This window comes from Ensifer sp. Root142 (assembly GCF_001426785.1).
Taxonomy (GTDB): Bacteria; Pseudomonadota; Alphaproteobacteria; order Rhizobiales; family Rhizobiaceae; genus Ensifer; species Ensifer canadensis.
The window spans coordinates 90,961-111,117 of record NZ_LMFK01000034.1; the positions used below are offsets into that span (position 1 = coordinate 90,961).

The 20,157-nt window shown below is 61.4% G+C and carries 15 protein-coding genes; 8 read left to right on the forward strand and 7 right to left on the reverse strand.

Annotated elements, in window-relative coordinates; all coding sequences use genetic code 11:
- Window positions 1-38: 38 nt before the first annotated feature.
- The 3 genes from holA to leuS all read right to left on the reverse strand — a co-directional run bounded on the left by holA (window position 39) and on the right by leuS (window position 4,328).
- A complete protein-coding gene (holA, locus tag ASD52_RS25350; protein ID WP_057225776.1) occupies window positions 39-1,073 on the reverse strand; it encodes a DNA polymerase III subunit delta in 1,035 nt (344 codons plus the stop codon).
- Window positions 1,074-1,186: 113 nt separating this feature from the next.
- Window positions 1,187-1,711, reverse strand: coding sequence for an LPS assembly lipoprotein LptE (gene lptE / locus ASD52_RS25355; RefSeq protein ID WP_025425293.1), 525 nt, complete (start codon window positions 1,709-1,711; stop codon window positions 1,187-1,189).
- Window positions 1,698-4,328 (reverse strand): leucine--tRNA ligase, encoded by a 2,631-nt coding sequence (gene leuS, locus ASD52_RS25360; RefSeq protein WP_057206468.1) that lies wholly within the window; start codon window positions 4,326-4,328, stop codon window positions 1,698-1,700. Before leuS ends, lptE begins: the two co-directional genes overlap by 14 nt.
- Window positions 4,329-4,552: 224 nt before the next feature.
- Between leuS and ASD52_RS25365 the strand changes: the two genes are divergently transcribed.
- Both ASD52_RS25365 and ASD52_RS25370 read left to right on the forward strand, forming a co-directional pair.
- Window positions 4,553-5,212, forward strand: coding sequence for a YggS family pyridoxal phosphate-dependent enzyme (locus tag ASD52_RS25365; RefSeq protein WP_025425291.1), 660 nt, complete (start codon window positions 4,553-4,555; stop codon window positions 5,210-5,212).
- 113 nt (window positions 5,213-5,325) lie between these two features.
- The gene (locus ASD52_RS25370; protein WP_025425290.1) at window positions 5,326-7,233 is read left to right on the forward strand and encodes an AMP-binding protein; all 1,908 of its coding nucleotides are present in this window, start codon (window positions 5,326-5,328) and stop codon (window positions 7,231-7,233) included.
- Window positions 7,234-7,355: 122 nt separating this feature from the next.
- On the opposite strand, the gene ASD52_RS25375 is transcribed toward ASD52_RS25370, so the two are convergent.
- Complete coding sequence (locus tag ASD52_RS25375) at window positions 7,356-8,225, reverse strand: LysR substrate-binding domain-containing protein (RefSeq protein WP_057225778.1); 870 nt, start codon at window positions 8,223-8,225, stop codon at window positions 7,356-7,358.
- 137 nt (window positions 8,226-8,362) lie between these two features.
- Between ASD52_RS25375 and ASD52_RS25380 the strand changes: the two genes are divergently transcribed.
- Window positions 8,363-8,749, forward strand: a complete 387-nt coding sequence (locus ASD52_RS25380; protein WP_025425288.1) for an ectoine synthase — start codon at window positions 8,363-8,365, stop codon at window positions 8,747-8,749.
- Between the two features lie 63 nt (window positions 8,750-8,812).
- Here the strand turns inward: ASD52_RS25380 and ASD52_RS25385 are convergent, their stop codons facing one another.
- A complete protein-coding gene (locus tag ASD52_RS25385; protein ID WP_025425287.1) occupies window positions 8,813-9,514 on the reverse strand; it encodes a DUF1013 domain-containing protein in 702 nt (233 codons plus the stop codon).
- A gap of 223 nt (window positions 9,515-9,737) precedes the next feature.
- Here ASD52_RS25385 and acs point away from each other — a divergent pair, with 223 nt between their 5' ends.
- On the forward strand, window positions 9,738-11,687 hold the full coding sequence (acs, locus tag ASD52_RS25390) for an acetate--CoA ligase (RefSeq protein WP_025425286.1): 1,950 nt from the start codon (window positions 9,738-9,740) through the stop codon (window positions 11,685-11,687).
- Between the two features lie 237 nt (window positions 11,688-11,924).
- On the opposite strand, the gene ASD52_RS25395 is transcribed toward acs, so the two are convergent.
- Window positions 11,925-12,125, reverse strand: a complete 201-nt coding sequence (locus ASD52_RS25395) for a DUF1674 domain-containing protein (RefSeq protein ID WP_038575773.1) — start codon at window positions 12,123-12,125, stop codon at window positions 11,925-11,927.
- 125 nt (window positions 12,126-12,250) lie between these two features.
- On the opposite strand from ASD52_RS25395, the gene htpX reads away from it, so the two are divergent.
- From htpX to purH, 4 genes are all read left to right on the forward strand, one after another.
- On the forward strand, window positions 12,251-13,219 hold the full coding sequence (htpX, locus tag ASD52_RS25400) for a zinc metalloprotease HtpX (protein WP_057225780.1): 969 nt from the start codon (window positions 12,251-12,253) through the stop codon (window positions 13,217-13,219).
- A complete protein-coding gene (locus ASD52_RS25405; RefSeq protein WP_025425284.1) occupies window positions 13,219-14,631 on the forward strand; it encodes an RsmB/NOP family class I SAM-dependent RNA methyltransferase in 1,413 nt (470 codons plus the stop codon). Before htpX ends, ASD52_RS25405 begins: the two co-directional genes overlap by 1 nt.
- 334 nt (window positions 14,632-14,965) lie before the next feature.
- The gene (locus tag ASD52_RS25410) at window positions 14,966-16,651 is read left to right on the forward strand and encodes a heparinase II/III family protein (protein ID WP_025425283.1); all 1,686 of its coding nucleotides are present in this window, start codon (window positions 14,966-14,968) and stop codon (window positions 16,649-16,651) included.
- Between the two features lie 134 nt (window positions 16,652-16,785).
- Window positions 16,786-18,396, forward strand: a complete 1,611-nt coding sequence (gene purH, locus ASD52_RS25415) for a bifunctional phosphoribosylaminoimidazolecarboxamide formyltransferase/IMP cyclohydrolase (protein ID WP_025425282.1) — start codon at window positions 16,786-16,788, stop codon at window positions 18,394-18,396.
- 144 nt (window positions 18,397-18,540) lie between these two features.
- On the opposite strand, the gene ASD52_RS25420 is transcribed toward purH, so the two are convergent.
- Window positions 18,541-19,974, reverse strand: a complete 1,434-nt coding sequence (locus ASD52_RS25420; protein ID WP_025425281.1) for an MFS transporter — start codon at window positions 19,972-19,974, stop codon at window positions 18,541-18,543.
- Between the last annotated feature and the right edge of the window lie 183 nt (window positions 19,975-20,157).

Genomic DNA, 20,157 nt, shown 5'->3' on the forward strand with positions numbered 1-20,157 from the left:
TGCCCGATAGGCTGATTTGAGCCTGCTTTTGCGGGCTCTCAGCGTCTGGCTGACTGCACGGCAATCGCCAACAGGTTCTGCAGCACCATGCTCTCCTCGAGGCTCTGGCGCGTGCGGCTCTGATAGATCGTATTTTGAAGCCGTGTCAGTTCGCGGCGGATCGCCGGCGAAGACCAATGTCTGAGGGCTGCTTCGATGATGGGCTTGCGACGAAAATGCAGGTGCCGGCCCATGGTGGCGATAACCTGGCCGGCCTGCTGGCGGCTGGCATCCATTTCGGCGCGCATCAGATCGAGCTGCTGAAACTGCCTGAGGCACCCCTGCAAAACGAGGAAGGCGGGCGTTTTTGACGTGGTTATCTTCTGCATCGCATGCAATAGACCGTCAAGGTCACCCTTCAGGACCGCATCGACAGCATCATCAACGGAAATGGCGCTGGCATCGCCGACAATGTCGGTCACATCCGATTCGTCGACGGTGCTCTTGCCACGGCAATAGAGTGCAAGCTTGCGTACTTCGTTGCGCGATGCCAGGCGGTCGCCGCCAAGCGCTTCTATCAGCCGTTCACGTGCCGCCGGAGTAATGCCGAGTTTTTCTTCGCCCAATTCCTTGTCGATCAACGCCTGCAGGCTGCGGGCGTCGTCGCTGTAGCAGGCGATAGTCGCGATCGAACGTGCCGTCTCGGCCACCTTGCGCAGCGCCGATCCCTTCTTGAGATCACCCGCTTCGACGACAACATAGCTACCGGTCGGCGGTTCGCCGGCCAAAATCTGCAGACCATCGACCAACGCCTTCTCGTTGGCGGCTCCGCGGACCCAGATGAGCCTTTCGCCACCGAAGAGGCCGATCGAATTGACCTCGTCGAGCAACCGGCCGGGGCTCTGTTGCAGATCCCCGGCATCGAGCTTGGTGATGGAAAATGGGTCGTCGAGCGCAACGCCGCTGCGCGACGCGATCGCCTCTGCCCGCTCCGAAACCAGCCCGCGGTCTGGTCCGTAGAGGACAAAGAGGCGATAAAGTGCCGCTGACTTCTGTAGGAAAGAGTCGAATTCGTGCGACTTGACTTCGCTCATTCCGTCACCGCCTAGAGCGTTTCCAGTTTAGACTGACTCCCAGAAACGCTCTATCCCTTTGTTTCAACGCAATTCCTGCCGGAAAACCGCTTCGCACTTTTCCTGGAAATGCTCTATCGGCTGAGGGCCGCGGCGATATCGGCCCGGATCAGCTCTGCCAGTTCCCTTGCAGCGCGGTTCTCGCCATCGCGGACGGCGCGGACCTTGGCAAACTCCTGGACGGGAAAGTCGACAAGCGCGACGGCCGTGCGGTTGCCTGACTTGATGGTTTCGCCCGTGCCGGCCCTGGACAGGTTATAGTCCGCTTTCACGACGATACGCCCTGCGGCTGCCCGGTCCCGTGCCTGATCAAAGAGCGTGCCCATGACGCGGGTCGTGACGTTCAGCGCCAGATGATATTGCGGGTTCGCCGGTTCTCCCTGGCCGCCGGCGGCCAGGAAGATCAATGCGTTGCGCACCTCCTGCTCAACACGGTCATCCGCATCGGAGATTTCGATCGACGCAAGCGCTGCCGATGTGCCGACCGCATCGGAATAAAGTGGCCTGACCTGGCAGCCGGCGAGCGCGGTCAACATAAGAACACCAGCCAGCATCGGGAGCGACCGGATGCTGGAGCCAGCTCTATCAGACAACGACATTGACGATCCTCTGAGGCACGACGATGATTTTCTTGGGGCTGCTGCCGTTGAGAACGGACTTGACGGCATCGAGAGCGAGAACGGCATTCTCGATCGCAGTCTGATCTGCATCGCGCGCGATTGTCAAATCCGCGCGCTTCTTGCCGTTGATCTGGACCGGCAGCGTGACTTCATTCTCAACGACGAGCGCCGCATCAAACTTCGGCCAGCCGCTTTCGGCGATCAGGCCCTTGCCGCCGATCGCCTGCCAGCATTCCTCGGCCAGGTGCGGCATCATTGGGGCGATCAGGTTGACCAGGATCGATGTTGCATCCTTTGCAGCCGCTGCCAGCGCCGCATCGGCCTTGCCGGCAGCAACCTGGGTCAAGGGGGCCGCAATCACGTTCACGAGCTCATAGATACGTGCCACGGCCTTGTTGAAGGCCAGCTTGTCGTAATCGGCTTCAACCGCGCGCAGCGTCCTGTGGGCCGCCTGTGAGAGAACGAGTCCGCTGCCTTCATGGGCTGGCGCCGCCTCGACTGTGCGAAGTGTTTCCGCCGCCTCGCCGATCAGGCGCCAGACGCGCTGAACGAAGCGATGGGCGCCTTCGACGCCAGACTCTGACCAGATGACGTCACGGTCGGGCGGCGAGTCGGACAGAACGAAGAAGCGTGCGGTATCGGCGCCGTAGGAGGCGATGATATCGTCAGGATCAACGACGTTCTTCTTCGACTTCGACATCTTCTCGATCGAGCCGATGGTGATGTCTTCGCCGGTCTCGAGCAGAACGGCGCGGCGCTGTCCGTCGACCTCGTCGATGCGGATTTCCGCCGGCGTGATCCATTCGCGCTGGGCGCCTTCGCCGCGGCTGTAGGTCTCGTGCACCACCATGCCCTGGGTGAACAGGCCCTTGAACGGTTCGTCCAGGGCAACATGGCCGGTCGCCTTCATCGCGCGTGTGAAGAAGCGCGAATAGAGCAGATGTAGGATCGCGTGTTCGATACCGCCGATATACTGGTCGACGGGCAGCCAGTGGTTGGCCGTCTTCGGATCGGTCGGGTCGTCCTCCCAAGGAGCCGTGAAGCGCGTGAAGTACCAGGACGAATCGACGAAGGTGTCCATCGTGTCGGTCTCGCGACGGGCGTCCTTGCCGCAATGCGGGCAGGCCACGTGCCGCCAGGTCGGATGGCGGTCGAGCGGGTTGCCCGGCTTGTCGAAGGTGACGTCCGGCGGCAGGATGACGGGCAGGTCGGCCTTGGGAACGGGAATGACGCCGCAGTCATCGCAATGGATGACCGGGATCGGGCAGCCCCAATAGCGCTGGCGGGAAATACCCCAGTCGCGCAGGCGGAAATTGACCTTGCGTTCGGCGCGCGGCGCGCCGGCCAACACGCACTTTTCCAGCTTCGATGCCACGGTTTCGAACGCGTCTTCCGTCGACAGGCCGTCGAGAAAACGCGAATTGATCATCACGCCGTCGCCGATATAGGCCTCGTCACCGATCGCGAAGCTTTCGGCATCGGCATCCCTCGGCATGACGACCGGAACGACTGGAAGCCCATACTTGCGGGCGAAGTCGAGGTCGCGCTGGTCGCCGGACGGGCAGCCGAAGATCGCGCCCGTGCCGTAGTCCATGAGGACGAAGTTGGCGACGTAGACCGGCAGCTCCCAGCTTTCGTCGAGTGGATGCCTGGCGCGGATGCCGGTGTCCATGCCCTTCTTTTCAGCGGTCTCGAGCGCTGCAAGTGAGGTCCCGGCGCGCCGGCACTCCTCGCAGAAGGCCTCGATTGCCGGATCCTTTGCCGCTGCCTGCCTGGCAAGCGGGTGATCGGCGGAAATCGCCAGGAAGGAGGCGCCGAACAGCGTGTCCGGACGGGTAGTGTAAACGGTCAGTTCCGTGGTGTCGGCGGCGGCGGTGCCTTCGACGATCTGCCAGCGAATGGACAGGCCCTCGGAGCGGCCGATCCAGTTCTTCTGCATCAGGCGTACTTTTTCCGGCCACTGGTCCAGCGTGTCCAGAGCGTCCAGCAGTTCCTGGCTGAAGTCGGTGATGCGGAAGAACCACTGCGTCAGCTCGCGCTGCTCGACGAGCGCGCCGGAACGCCAACCGCGGCCGTCAATGACCTGCTCGTTGGCGAGAACGGTATTGTCGACCGGGTCCCAGTTGACCTTGGACTGCTTGCGGTAAACCAGGCCCTTCTCGAGAAAATCGATAAACAGGTGCTGTTGGCGCTGGTAGTATTCAGGGTCGCAGGTCGCGAATTCGCGGTTCCAGTCAAGCGACAGTCCCATGACCTTCAGCTGCGCCTTCATCGAGGCGATGTTCTGATAGGTCCAGCTGGCCGGATGCACGCCGCGCTCCATGGCGGCGTTTTCCGCCGGCATGCCGAAGGCATCCCAACCCATGGGGTGAAGCACGTTGAAGCCCCGGGCGCGCTTGTAGCGGGCGACGACGTCGCCCATCGTGTAGTTGCGCACGTGGCCCATGTGGATGCGCCCGGACGGATAGGGGAACATCTCGAGCACGTAATATTTTTCGCGCGGATCATCGTTCTCGGTCTTGAAGACCTCGCCGTTTTCCCATTCCTGCTGCCAACGCGGCTCGGCATCACGCGGATTATATCGTTCGGTAGACATGTCTTTTAGGTGTTCCGGAAGTTCTGCGGGGCAAGGGAGCGCCCTCATGATAGTTGGGGTGACCTTCATCATGAAACCGCTTGGTGGTCAAGTTTTCGAAGGGTTTGGCGCGACACTTTGGCGGATTTGGGCCGGCTCGAGCGGCGATGGCCTTGGCAAGGCGCGCAAGTTTGCCTAATCCGCTAGTTATCGCCCGGAAGGTCGTTATGTCGGAGAATATATCCATGGAAGTTCAAGAGCGGTTACAGGATGTCGTGAGCCGGATTCACACGGCGGAAAGGGCGGCAAAGCGCCCAAAGAATGCCGTCAGCCTCGTTGCCGTTTCCAAGACATTCGACGCTGACGCGATCCGTCCGGTGATCGAGGCCGGCCAACGCGTGTTCGGCGAAAACCGCGTGCAGGAAGCACAGGGCAAATGGCCGCTGCTGAAGGGCGAAAGCCCCGATCTGGCGCTGCATCTGATCGGGCCGCTGCAGTCCAACAAGGCGGCAGAAGCCGTTGCCCTGTTTGATGTCATCGAGACCGTCGATCGCGAGAAAATTGCCCGGGCGATCTCGGCGGAAATGAAGCGCCAGGACAGGACGCTTCGTCTCTATGTCCAGGTCAACACCGGTCTGGAACCGCAGAAGGCCGGAATTGCGCCTGCAGAAACCATCGCGTTCGTGACCTTCTGCCGCGAGGAACTGGATATGGTTATCGAGGGTCTGATGTGCATTCCGCCTGTCGACGAGAACCCCGGTCCGCATTTTGCGCTGTTGGCGAAACTAGCCGGCGCGTGCATGCTCGACAGGCTGTCGATGGGCATGTCCGGAGATTTCGAAACGGCGGTCCAGTTCGGCGCGACCAGCGTGCGCGTCGGTTCGGCAATTTTCGGATCACGCTGACGGCCAAAACGTCGCATTACGCTTTCGTCGGGGTTCACCTTCGTTCTCATTAGCCTATCCTTGTGCACGAGGAGGCCGGGCATCGCCCGGCATGCATTGGGAGGAGAACGGATATGGCGAGCCGCTATTCCGAAGTGTACGGCGCGTGGAAGACGGATCCGGAGGGGTTCTGGTCTGAGGCGGCAGAGGCGATCGACTGGTTCGAGAGGCCGGAGCGCGCCTTCGAGGCTGAAGGGGGCATTTATGGCCACTGGTTTCCCGGCGGGCTGACCAACAGCTGCTACAATTGCCTGGACCGGCATGTCGAAGCCGGTCGTGGCGAGCAGATCGCCTTCATCTACGACAGCCCGGTCACGTCTAGCATCGAGCGCATCTCCTATGGAGCGTTGCTCGACGACGTCAAGGCGCTGGCCGCCGTCTACCGCAAGCTCGGCGTCGACAAAGGCGATCGCATCATCATCTATATGCCGATGATCCCGCAGGCGGCGGTGGCGATGCTTGCCGCCGCGCGCATCGGCGCGGTGCATTCGGTGGTGTTTGGCGGCTTCGCCGCCAACGAACTCGCCGTTCGCATCGACGATTGCCGGGCCAAGCTCATCGTGTCGGCCAGCTGCGGCATCGAGCCCGGTCGCACGGTCGCCTACAAGCCGCTGCTCGATGCGGCGCTGACGATCGCCGAACACAAACCGGCGCATTGCCTTGTCTATCAGCGCGAGATGCTGCAGGCGGATATGACGCCGGTGCGCGATATCGACTATGCCACAGCGCTTGCGGCGGCAAAGGATGCGGGCGACGAGGCCGGTTGCACGCCGGTGGCGTCCACCGATCCGCTTTACGTGCTCTATACCTCCGGCACCACAGGCCAGCCGAAGGGCGTGGTGCGCGACAATGGCGGCCACATGGTTGCGCTCAAATGGTCGATGCAGAATTTCTTCGGCGTTCAGCCCGGTGAGGTCTTCTGGGCGGCGTCCGACATCGGCTGGGTCGTCGGGCATTCGTTCATCGTCTATGGGCCGCTTCTCAACGGCAACACCTCGATCCTGTTCGAAGGCAAGCCCGTCGGCACGCCGGATCCCGGAACCTACTGGCGGATTATCGCGGAACACGGCGTGGCCGTCATGTTCACCGCTCCGACGGCGCTGCGCGCCATTCGCAAGGAGGATCCGGATGCGTCGCTGGTGACGAACCATGATCTTTCTCGGTTTCGTGCGTTGTTTCTGGCCGGTGAACGGGCCGACCCCGACACGATCTGCTGGGCGGAAAGGGCGCTCGGTGTGCCGATCATCGACCATTGGTGGCAGACGGAAACGGGCTGGCCTGTTGCCGGCAATCCGCTCGGACTCGGACTCCTGCCTGTCAAATACGGATCACCGGCTGTTCCGTTACCCGGCTACGATGTCCAGATCCTCGACGACGCCGGTCATCCGGTCGAAGCGGGCACGCTGGGCAACGTCGTGGTCAAACTGCCTTTGCCTCCAGGGTGTCTGCCGACACTCTGGAATGCCGACCATCGGTTTCGCGCGGCCTATCTCGAGGAGTTTCCCGGCTACTACAAGACGGCCGATGCCGGCTACCTCGACGATGACGGCTATGTCTTCATCATGGCGCGCACCGACGACATCATCAATGTCGCCGGTCACCGGTTGTCGACGGGCGCCATGGAGGAAGTGTGCGCCAGCCATCCGGATGTGGCGGAATGTGCCGTCATCGGCATCGCCGACGCGCTGAAGGGTCAGATCCCCGCCGGCTTTCTGGTCATCAACTCGAATGTTTCCCGTGAAACATCCGAGATCGAACGGGAGGTCATCAGCCTCGTGCGTGATCGCATCGGGCCGGTGGCCGCCTTCCGCGTGGCGATGTGCGTCAAGCGGCTGCCGAAAACCCGATCCGGCAAGATCCTGCGCGCGACGATCCAGAAGATCGCCGATCGCCAACCGTGGAAAATGCCGGCGACAATCGACGACCCAGCGATCCTCGATGAGATTGCCGCGGTGCTTCATTCCAAGGGTATCGGCATCTGATCGTGCATTCTACAGCGCCGCGCGTCTTATTAGACGCGCAAAGGTCGCTGTAGCACTTTGAATGGCTGCATGTTTTTATCCTTAAATCGAATAGGATTTAAGGAAACATGCAGGAGCATGCCTCAGATTCGAACGACGGAACTGAACCACGTGCTGAAGGCCGCCACCGGTTTGCTGCGCAGGTTCTTGGTGATGAGGTAGTAACTCTCGTCTTCAAGTGTGGCGATCGGCGAGAGGACGATGAGATCGCCGTGCTCGATCTCGCGGCGAAAGACTTCGACCGGGCAGAGCGCCACGCCATGGCCGGCGATCACGGCCGTCGCCAGCAGGTTGAAATCCTGGAAAACCGGACCGCGGCGCGGCGGTCGAGCCATGGGCAGGCCGGCTGTCGCAAACCATTCTTGCCACCGCGCGATCGTCTCGTCGTGAAGCAGGTCGGCGGTGGTGATTGCCTCTGGTGTGTAGAGCGCGCCTTTGCGCTCGATGTAACGAGGGCTGGCGACCGGGCGGTTCGCACGCGAAAACAGCCGGTCGCATTGCGTCCCGACGGATAGGTCCGCACCGAGCGTGATGAGCACGTCGCAACCCGTCTCCCGCAGCCTCTGCTCGGCCATCGCGTAGATTACCTTTACATCGACGTCCGGGTGCCGTTCGAGGAAATCGCTGAGCGCCGGTATCAGCCAGCGCGTGGCGATCGATGGGATGCAAGCGACGGTGATCGATGATTTGGCGTTGGCGCGCAGCATTTCTGTTTCGATCGCGATGCGCGCAAAACACGATGTCAAGGCGTCGGCCAACCGCTCGGCGTCAGGAAGGAGACCGACGCCGCGCTTTTCCCGCCGGAACAACGGCCGGCCGAACCATTCCTCGAGCAGCCTTATCTGATGGCTAACTGCAGCGTGTGTGACATGCAGCTCGTCCGCGGCACGTGAAAAGCTGGCGAGCCGGGCGGCGGCCTCGAATGCGCGAAGCATGCCGAGTGGCGGAAGCATCTGCAAATTCTCCTCAACCACCTCTTGAGAAATCGTTGTTTTTCTATCGAAAAGTCCCGTGGGATAAGGATTTTAACATCACGAGAACGCATTCCGGTCTTCGTCATGTAAGAATTTCTCATAGGAGGATATAGCACATGTTCGTGCGCAGCCTGCAGGATATCGAGGCCACCGATCATTTCGTCGAATGGGGGAGCGGCACCAGCCACCGACTGCTGACGGAAAAAGATGGCATGGGTTTTACCGTTTGCCACACCGTCGTTCGCGCCAATACGGTCTCATTGCTGGAGTACCGCAACCATCTTGAGGCTTGCTACTGCATCGCCGGCCAGGGCGAGGTGGAGGATATGCAGGGCAATGTCTTTCCGATTCGTCAGGGCGACATCTACGTGCTCGATCAGCACGACAAACATTTCCTGCGGGGAGGAAAAAATGAGGATCTCATCCTCGTCAGTGTCTTCAATCCACCGCTCAAGGGGACCGAGCGCCACAATCTGAAGGACCAGTCCGGTTCGGCCTACTGAATCTGGCAAACAAAAAAGCCCGGATCGAGCGATCCGGGCTTTCGTCAGGTCATGACAAGTCGATCAATATTGATCGTCTTCGTCCTCGTCCTTGCGATCCGACTTCAGCGACTTGAGCTTGGCGAAGACGGCATCCGCATCGATTTCCTTCTCTTCTTCGCGCTCGTAGCTGAAGTTGAGCTTTTCTGTTTCCTGGGCTGCTTCGAGCGTCGCGCCGAGCTCGGCGGCTGTCGGCAGCGGACGGCCCTTGGCGGCGCGTTCGACTTCAAGGTCGAGATCGATCTGCGAGCACAGGCCAAGCGTTACCGGATCCATCGGCGTCAGGTTCGTCGAGTTCCAGTGGGTGCGCTCGCGAATCTGCTCGATCGTCGACTTCGTGGTGCCGACGAGGCGGGAAATCTGCGCGTCCTTCAGCTCGGGATGGTTGCGAACCAGCCAGAGAATGGCATTCGGGCGATCCTGGCGCTTGGAGACCGGCGTGTAGCGCGGGCCCTTGCGCTTGGAGTCGGGAACACGGACTTTCGGCTCCGAAAGCTTGAGCTTGTGGTTCGGATTTGCCTCGGCGCGGGCGATCTCGTCGCGCGACAGCTGTCCGGTTGCGATTGGATCTAGACCCTTGATGCCCTGTGCCGATTCACCGTCTGCGATCGCCTTCACTTCGAGCGGATGCAGCTTGCAAAACGTTGCAATCTGTTCGAACGACAATGCCGTATTGTCGACGAGCCAGACGGCTGTTGCCTTGGGCATAAGCAGTTGCTGAGCCATGGATATAGTCCTTTTGTCCGCCGCGCCGGTGTCGCGGGCCGTGGAGTCTACCACTGATTTCCGGGAATTGAGCGCCTCTATAGCGTCGTTGTCTCAAAATTGCAATTCTCCAGTTCCAAATGTCCTTTTGTCTAATTGCGGCGCGGCTTTGACCTGCTATGACTCGTCGCCGAGGCGGGGTCCCCGGGAGGGACCTCAGACAGGAATGCGCAGGGAGGAACGAATGTCCGCCAAGATCTATCCGGTGTTGAAGTCTGCCAAGAGCCGGACGCTGCTCGATAACGCGACCTATCTGAAGTGGTATGAGGAAAGTGTCGAGGACCCGGCCAAGTTCTGGGGCAAACACGGCAAACGGATCGACTGGTTCAAGCCCTATACCAAGGTCAAGAACACCTCTTTCAAGGGCAAGGTCTCGATCAAGTGGTACGAGGACGGCCTCACCAACGTCTCCTACAATTGCATCGACCGCCACCTGAAGACGCACGGCGAAAAGACGGCGATCATCTGGGAAGGCGACAACCCCTATATCGACAAGAAGATCACCTACAACCAGCTCTACGAGCAGGTTTGTCGGCTTGCCAACGTCCTGAAGAAGCATGGCGTCAAGAAGGGCGACCGCGTCACCATCTACATGCCGATGATCCCGGAAGCATCCTACGCGATGCTTGCCTGCGCGCGCATCGGCGCCATTCATTCGGTCGTGTTCGGCGGCTTCTCGCCGGACGCGCTCGCCGGCCGCATCGTCGACTGCGAATCCACCTTCGTCATCACCTGTGACGAGGGCGTGCGCGGTGGCAAGCCGGTGCCGCTGAAGGAAAATACCGACACCGCGATCGACATCGCCGCCAAGCAGCACGTGATCGTCAACAAGGTGCTGGTCGTGCGCCGCACCGGCGGCAAGATCGGCTGGGCGCCGGGCCGCGACCTCTGGTACCACCAGGAAACTGCGACCGTGAAGCCGCATTGCGAGCCGGCGAAGATGAAGGCGGAAGACCCGTTGTTCATCCTCTACACCTCGGGCTCGACCGGCAAGCCGAAGGGCGTGCTGCACACCACCGGCGGCTACCTCGTCTATGCCTCGATGACCCATGAATACGTGTTCGACTATCGCGACGGCGATATCTATTGGTGCACGGCGGATGTCGGCTGGGTGACCGGCCATTCCTACATCGTCTACGGACCGCTCGCCAACGCGGCGACCACCGTGATGTTCGAGGGCGTTCCGAACTTCCCCGACGCAGGCCGCTTCTGGGAAGTCATCGACAAGCACAAGGTCAACGTCTTCTACACCGCGCCGACGGCAATCCGCTCGCTGATGGGCGCCGGCGACGATTTCGTCAAGCGCGCCTCGCGCTCGTCGCTGCGCCTGCTCGGTTCGGTCGGCGAACCGATCAACCCGGAAGCCTGGGAATGGTACTACAACGTCGTTGGCGATCAGAAATCGCCGATCGTCGACACCTGGTGGCAGACGGAAACCGGCGGCATCCTGATCACGCCGCTGCCGGGCGCGACCGATCTCAAGCCCGGATCGGCGACGCGGCCCTTCTTCGGCGTCCAGCCGCAGCTGGTCGACAACGAAGGCAACGTGCTCGAAGGACCTGCCGACGGCAACCTCTGCATCACCGACAGCTGGCCCGGCCAGATGCGCACGATCTATGGCGATCATGCACGCTTCGGCCAGACCTACTTCGCCACCTACAAGGGCAAGTATTTTACGGGTGACGGCTGCCGTCGCGACGAGGATGGCTACTATTGGATCACCGGCCGCGTCGACGACGTGCTCAACGTCTCCGGACACCGGCTGGGCACGGCCGAAGTCGAATCGGCGCTTGTCTCGCACCATCTGGTGTCCGAGGCAGCCGTCGTCGGCTATCCGCACCCGATCAAGGGACAGGGCATCTACTGCTACGTCTCGCTGATGGCGGGTGAGGTCGGCAATGACGATCTGCGTCAGGCGCTGGTAAAGCACGTCCGCTCGGAAATCGGCCCGATCGCGACGCCAGACAAGATCCAGTTTGCCCCCGGCCTGCCGAAGACCCGCTCGGGCAAGATCATGCGCCGCATCCTGCGCAAGATCGCGGAAGACGATTTCGGTGCGCTTGGTGACACCTCAACGCTTGCCGATCCGGCTGTTGTGGAAGACCTGATCGCCAACCGGCAGAACAAGGCTTAACAGCAACGCACGGTAAAAAGGGCGGCTTCGAGCCGCCCTTTTTTGTATGATGTTTCGTACCGAGGCGGTGGACTGAATAGACGACTGGGTCATCGACGGGCGTTTGTGAGCCGGATTCCGATTGACGGTAAGCGGAGTTCCCGGGCGGCAGCAGGAGATCGATATGACCCACGGTTGTTTTCGGACGATCCCAAAGAAGGAAATGTTCCTTCGCTTCAAACCCGTCTGAGAGCATTCTCAGAAATCGATCGCCCTACCCTTGATTTCCCAGTCGCCGAAGCGTGCCGGGTCGGCGCCGCCGCGGCCGCCGATTTCTGTCGGCATAACCTTCTCCGCTTCAGCCTGCCGACGCTCCTCCGCTTCCTTCAGCGCGCGCATGGCCGCGGCAGGCAGCGGCTTTTTCGGGCGGTCGGGGGCATTGTCGTTGTCGTTCTGCATCTCGCCAGTATCCGGATTCGTGCATCTGTATTGAAGAACGGGGCATTTGCACCCATCATATAAGGCGCCGTTGTCCGAACGGAAACCCTGATTCACGTGAAACGTCGACGACCCGGAGCCTCTTCATGAACCTCGTTCGCACCGCCATGCTGCTTGCAGTGATGACCGCCCTGTTCATGGCGGTTGGCTTCGCCATTGGTGGACGTGGCGGCATGATGATTGCGTTCGTCATCGCCGCCGGTATGAATTTCTTCTCGTACTGGTATTCCGACCGCATGGTGCTGCGCATGTACCGTGCGCAGGAGGTCGATGAACGCAGCGCCCCGGAATATTACGGCATCGTGCGCGATCTCGCTGAGAATGCCGGCCTGCCGATGCCGCGGGTCTATGTCATCGACAACCCGCAGCCGAACGCCTTTGCAACCGGACGCAACCCGCAGAACGCCGCCGTTGCCGCCTCGACCGGACTGCTCAACGCGCTCTCCTACGACGAGGTCGCCGGCGTCATGGCGCATGAACTGGCGCACGTCCAGAACCGCGATACCCTGACAATGACGCTGACAGCCACGCTTGCCGGCGCCATTTCGATGCTGGGCAACTTCGCCTTCCTGTTTGGCGGCAATCGCGAAAACAACAACAACAACAACCCGCTCGGTTTTGTCGGGGTGCTGATTGCAATGATCGTCGCGCCGATGGCGGCCATGCTGGTGCAGATGGCGATCAGCCGTACCCGGGAATATTCCGCCGATCGCCGTGGCGCCGAAATCTGTGGCAAGCCCCTGGCTCTCGCCTCGGCGCTGCAGAAGATCGCTGGTGCTGCCCATCGGATTCACAATGACGATGCCGAGCGCAACCCGGCAACCGCGCATATGTTCATCATCAATCCGCTCTCAGGCGAGCGCATGGACAACCTGTATTCGACCCATCCGAACACTGAAAACCGGATTGCGGCCCTGCAACAGATGGCGCAGGAGATGTCCATGGGGTCGACGCCGCCGGTTCGGGCTGATAATCCGGTGCGCAAATCGCGCTCTGTTCCCTCTACCGGTTGGGGTCGCGGTGGTTCCGAACCGCCGAAAGGTCCCTGGTCCTGATGTCTGCCGAAAACAACAACGATTCACGTCCGAAACAAAACCGCTCGCGCAAGGAGCCGGCAAAGTCGAAGAGGCCTGCGCAAGAGCAGCGCGGTCCGGAGAAGCCCGGACTGCGCACGCGACAGGCAGCGGCCAAGATTCTCGGGGCGGTCGTCGATCGCAAGACCTCGCTCGATGGCATGCTCGATCATGAGCACGGAAATCCGGCCTACCGCGAACTGAGCGAGGCCGACCGGGCGCTGGTGCGCGCCATTCTCAATTCGGCATTGCGTCATCTGCCGCGCATCCAGGCGGCAATCGGCTCGATGCTGCAGACGCCGCTTCCGGAAGGCGCGCGCGCTCTCGACCATGTGCTCGCAGTGGCTGCCGCGCAGATCCTCTATCTCGACGTTCCTGATCATTCCGCCGTCGATCTTGCCGTCGAGCAGGCGCAGGCCGATCCGCGAAACCGCCGGTTTGCCAATCTGGTCAATGCCATCCTTCGCCGCCTGTCGCGCGAGAAGGACACGATCCTGGAAAATCTGCGAACCGTTCCTGCGATGCCGGACTGGTTCTTCGACAGGCTGGTCGAGCGTTATGGACGCGAACAGGCCGATCTCATCGCCGAAGCGCAACTGACCCCAGCGGCGATCGATCTGACTGTCAAGTCGGATCCGGATGCCTGGGCCGAGCGGCTCGGCGGTACGGTGCTGCCGACAGGCTCAGTCCGCCTTGCAGAATTCTCGGGCTCTATCCCCTCCTTAGCCGGATTCTCCGATGGCGAGTGGTGGGTTCAGGATGCGGCCGCATCCATCCCTGCCCGTCTTTTCGGGTCGATTGCCGGGAAGACCGTCGTCGATCTCTGCGCGGCACCCGGTGGTAAGACGGCGCAGCTTATCCTCGCCGGTGCCGAGGTGACGGCGCTTGATCAGTCGTCGAGCCGGCTGAGGCGTCTGAAGGGCAATCTCGAGCGATTGGGCCTGGAAGCGCAGATGAAAGAGACCAACATGGCCGACTTTCGGCCGGACGAACTTTTCGATGCCGCCTTGCTCGATGCCCCCTGTTCGTCGACCGGAACGACCCGCCGTCACCCGGATGTGCTTTGGACCAAGGGTCCGGAGGACATCGAGAAGCTTGCGCTGCTTCAGGAGCGCCTGCTGCGCCACGCGCTGACGGTGGTCAAGCCGGGCGGCATCGTCGTGTTCTCCAATTGCTCGCTTGACCCACGCGAAGGCGAGGAAGTGGTCGACCGGGTGGTCGCAGCCGGCGATGATTATGAGCGGGTGCCGGTTCTGGCTGAGAATTGGCAGGGCCTTGAAGATGCGATCACCCCGCTCGGCGAAGTGCGCACCACGCCATCGATGTTCCCGCTCGATCCACCCTTTGCCGGTGGACTCGACGGATTCTACGCCGCCGTGATTCGCCGCAAATAAGTCTGGAAAAGTCGATTCGTTCTTCGGAAAGGCTCGGCCACGGGCTGTTTTGGCGCGTCATTTGACGCTTTAAGGCCATGAGCCTATCAAAGACGATAAAATTGATAAAAGTTTAATGATCTTTCCGGCACCATCCAGAGTTCACGCGGAGCGCCGCGCGTCCTTTCGGACAGAGAAGAACGCTCTGACATTTTGAAACGGCGCATCGTGCGTACCGGAGATCGAATAGGGATTTTCGGGCAACCCTGCGCGAGTGATACTGGCGCGAAGCCGATGCAGCCGTTCGTTCGTCTCGAACGGCTTGCTTCAGGATTAAGGAAATCGACGGGCGTTGATGGTGTTTTCCGGCAGGCGAAGGCTTTCTTATCTGTATGCGCGCGAAGGTTGGCGCCGCGTGTCGCGGCGACTTTCGGTCGGCCGCGTCTCGTCGCTGCGCTTTACCGGATCGACGCCCGGCCGCCTGATCGTTGCGCCGACGGACCTCAGAGCCGTCGATCCCTTCGTTGCCGAGGAGATCCTCGAGGGTCGCTTTCCGCTGGCTGGGCGGGTGCTCGACACCGAGGGCGAATCGCCCTTCGAGATCGACCTGCCGTCGCTGGAATTTGCCACCCGCCTGCATTCGTTCGGCTGGCTCAGGCATCTGCGGGCGATCCGCGAGGATGCCGGCTTCGTGCGCCTGCGGCAGATCGTTGACGACTGGATTGCCACCCACGGCCGCAATTTCGGAGGCATTGCCTGGGATGCCGACGTCATCGCCCAGCGCATCATCGCATGGCTCTCGCATTCGCCGGTGGTCCTGCGCAATGCCGAGCACGGCTTTTATCGCCGCTTCCTGAAAAGCCTGGCCTTCCAGGTTCGTTATCTCCGTCACATTGCCGAAACGGTCAGGGATGGCGAGGCTCGCCTGCGTGTGCGGATGGCGCTTGCCATGGCATCGGTTTCGATGCCGTCGACGCCGTCGGCGATCCGCAAGGCGTCGCGCCATCTCGATTTCGAGCTTGATCGGCAGATTCTCGCCGACGGCAGCCACTTTTCGCGCAGCCCGCGGGCCGGGCTTGAGTTGCTGCTCGACCTGCTGCCGCTGCGCCAGACCTATGTCAATCTGGGGCATGACGTGCCGTCGCGCCTGATCCCTTGCATCGATCGTATGTATCCGGCACTGCGCTTCTTCCGCCACCAGGGCGGCGAACTGGCGCTTTTCAACGGCGCGACCTCGGTGCTGGCGCATGAGCTTGCCTCGGTGCTGCGCTATGATGAAACCGCCGGCGAGCCATTCCGCTCGCTGCCTCTCGCGCATTACGAGCGCCTGTCGATCGAAAACACCGTGGTCATCGTCGATACCGGCCGGCCGCTTTCAGTCGACCTGTCGCGTAGCGCCCATGCCGGCTGCCTCTCGTTCGAAATGTCCTCGGGCAAGACGCGTTTCGTGATCAATTCGGGCGCGCCGAAATTTGCCGGCGAACGATTCCGCCAGATGGCACGGATGACCGCCGCCCACTCCACCGTGACCGTCAACGACACGTCCTCCTCACGCTTCTCGCAGTCACGGTTTCTGGGCCCGATCATCACCAGCGGCGTCTCGCGCGTCGTCGTCGAGCGCAAGGACGAACCGGGCCGCCAGGAATCCGTCATGGCAAACCATGACGGTTATCTCTCGTCCTTTGGGCTCCTGCACGAGCGCGACATCGGCGTGCTGAACGGCGGCCGGATGATCCGTGGGCGTGACCGGCTTTCGCGCGCCGACGGCAGCGATCCTGATGAAACGAACCTGGCCGTGGCAGTCGCCCGCTTCCATATCCACCCGGCCGTCACTATTCGCCAGAACAACGGCCGCGAGATCTATCTGACCGCGCCCGATGGTGAAATCTGGCTGTTTGCCTGCCAGGACGGCGAGCTGGCGGTCGAGGAAGACATCTTCTTTGCCGATCCCTCGGGCATTCGCGCCTCGTCGCAGCTGACGGTGACCTTCGCCGTTGCCAGGCAGCCGGAGATCCAATGGACCTTCTCGCGCACGAACTGAGGCCAACTGCGCCCCTTATTTTAGGATGTTGGCCTGCCGAGGTTTCTTCGGCCGGCAAGCTATGCTAACGGGCAGCCATCCCAATCGCCGGAGCATCCTCCCGGGCGTCCGGCGCCGCCAAAGGAGCATGGTTGATGGCTGTCGCCTCCAAGAAAATTCCCGCCCCGAACGAGGTTCCAGTCCGGACCGCTCTTCTTTCCGTGTCCGACAAGACCGGTGTCGTCGAGCTTGCCCGTGCGCTGCATGAAAAAGGCGTACGTCTGGTTTCGACCGGCGGCACCCACAAGGCACTGTCGCAGGCGGGGTTGCCAGTCAGCGACGTCGCCGAACTCACCGGCTTTCCCGAGGTTATGGATGGCCGGGTCAAAACCCTTCACCCGGGCGTGCATGGCGGCCTGCTGGCAATCCGCGACGATGCCGAGCATCAGGCGGCGATGTCGGCACATGGCATCACCGCGATCGATCTGGCGGTGATCAATCTCTATCCCTTCGAGGAGGTTCGCGCGCAGGGCGGCGATTATCCGACGACGGTCGAGAACATCGATATCGGCGGCCCGGCGATGATCCGCGCATCCGCCAAGAACCACGCCTATGTCACAATTGTCACCGATCCGGCCGACTATCCGGTCCTGCTCGAAGAACTTGCAGCAGGCGCGACGACCTATGCCTTCCGCCAGAAGATGGCGGCCAAGGCCTATGCCCGCACGGCCGCCTATGACGCAGCCATTTCCAACTGGTTTGCCGAGGCGCTCGACACGCCGATGCCGCGCCACCGCGTTCTCGGCGGCGTCTTGAAGGAGGAGATGCGCTACGGTGAGAATCCGCACCAGAAGGCGGGCTTCTACGTCACCGGCGAGAACCGTCCGGGCGTTGCCACAGCTAAGCTGCTGCAGGGCAAGCAGCTTTCCTACAACAACATCAACGACACCGATGCCGCCTTCGAACTCGTCGCCGAGTTCCTGCCGGAAAAAGCCCCGGCCGTGGCGATCATCAAGCATGCCAATCCTTGCGGCGTGGCCACGGCCCCGACGCTGGTCGAAGCTTATCGACGCGCGCTTGCCTGCGATTCCACCTCAGCTTTTGGCGGCATCATCGCGCTCAACCAGATGCTCGATGCGGAAACGGCCGAAGCGATCGTCAAGCTCTTTACCGAAGTGATCATCGCGCCTGAGGTCAGCGATGAGGCCAAGGCCGTCATCGCCCGCAAGCCGAACCTGCGGCTCTTGACCACGGGCGCCCTGCCGGATCCGCGCATCCCCGGCCTTTCCGCCAAGACCGTATCCGGCGGCCTTCTCGTCCAGACCCGCGACAACGGCATGGTCGAAGACCTGGAGCTGAAGGTGGTGACCAAGCGTGCACCGACGGCGCAGGAACTGGAAGACATGAAGTTTGCCTTCAAGGTGGCAAAACACGTCAAGTCGAACGCCGTCGTCTATGCCAAGGATGGCCAGACCGCAGGCATCGGCGCCGGGCAGATGAGCCGGGTCGATTCGGCCCGCATCGCCGCGATCAAGGCCGAAGAAGCCGCCAAGGCGCTCGGCCTCGCAACGCCGTTGACGCGCGGCTCGGCCGTCGCCTCCGAGGCTTTCCTGCCGTTTGCCGATGGCTTGCTGTCGGCGATCGCTGCCGGTGCCACGGCGGTGATCCAGCCCGGTGGTTCGATGCGCGACGAGGAAGTGATTGCCGCGGCCGACGAGCATGGCGTTGCGATGGTCTTCACCGGTATGCGCCACTTCCGCCACTAAACCGGATCGGTTGCATTTTCAGTTGCTACTGCATGTTTCCATAAATCCTATTCGATTTAAGGATAAAAACATGCAGCAATTCAAAGTGCTACAGCGACCTTTGCGCGTTAATAAGACGCACGGCGCTGTAGTAAAGTCCGAGTTTTATTCCTCAGAGCCGTCGCGTCCCCAGGACGCGGCGGCTTTCGTATGTCCGGCATTCGCCGGATAAGGCGTGCGCAGCAGGATCAGAAAACCGAGGACGAGGAAGACGACGAGCGCCATCATGCCGATGCGGGCGGAGCCGGTCATGAGCGTGATCGTGGCGACCGACGCGGGCGCAAGAAACGACGTCGCACGGCCGGAAAGTGCATAGAGACCAAAGTAGCGCCCTGCTTCGTCCAGGCTGACGCTGCGCGCCAGATAGGAGCGCGACGACGCCTGAACCGGCCCGAAGGCGATACCGACGAGCAGGCCGTAGACGATATAGGCCTTCTCGGCTGCAGTGCCGAAGATGCCGCCCGAATCGTCCGTCGGCAGGGGAAGCAGACCGAAGAAGGTGAAGCCCGGTCCTGTCGAGACGATGCCAAGCGTGGCAATGATCAGGCAGACCAGGCTGGCGATCACGATGGTCTTTGAACCGAGCCGGGCATCGAGCTTGCTTGCATAGAGGCAGCCACCGATGGCAACGACGTTGAGGATGATGCCATAGATGCCGAGTTCCATGGTTTGCCAGGCGAACATGGCGGCGGCGAAGGTGCCGCCCAGTGCCAGCAGGCCATTGACCCCATCCTGAAAGATCATGCGGGCGATGAGGAAGCGCAGGATGCCGCGCCTTTGCCTGAGTTCGCCGAGTGTGCCTTTCAGTTCGCGCAGTCCCGTTCGGGTCGCCCCTGCAAGCGACATGGTCGCCTTGGTCGCATCCGGCGTGAACAGGAACATCGGAATGATGAACACGAGGTACCAGAGCGCCGATATCGGCCCGGTGATGCGCGCGTCCTCGCCCTTTGCCGGATCGAGCCCAAACAGCGGATCGATGCCGAGAGCGGTCTTGCCGGTTTCCGGATTTCCGGCAAGAAGCGCCACGACAGCGATGAGCACGATCATCCCGCCGAGATAGCCGAGGCCCCAGGCGATGTTGGAAATGCGGCCGATGTCCTTCTCGTCCACAAGTCGCGTCATCATCGAATCATTGAACACGATCGAGAATTCGGCAGCGACGGTGGCCAGCACCATGAAGATGACGGCGTAGATGATCGGTGAGCCGGGGGCGGCAAACCAGAGCATCGCCAGCGATACGATCTTGATGATGGCGAAAAAGCCGATCCACGGCTTGCGCGGTCCGGTGGCGTCGGCGATCGAGCCGAGAACCGGGGAGAGAATGGCGATGATGATGCCGGAAATGGTGAGCGTATAGCCCCACATCGCCTGGCCGATAGCATGATCCTCAGTCAGCCGGGAAACGAAGTAGGGGCCGAAGATGAAGGTGGTGATCACCGTGAAGAACGGTTGGGCCGCCCAGTCGAACAGCATCCATCCGGCAATGCCGAGACGGGTCGTTCCCGGCTTGTCTGCAGCCCTGTCCGCCGAAATCGCCAATTACCCCTCCCGGAAATGACTGCGCCGTGCGTTCTAATGAACGCGCGGCGCAGAAAGATCGTCATATCTCGCTCATCGAGACCGGGTTGACGGAGCATCCCCGGCCCGATCTTGCGCTACTGCATGTTTCCTTAAATCCTATTCGATTTAAGGATTAAACCATGCAGCAATTCAAACTGCTAC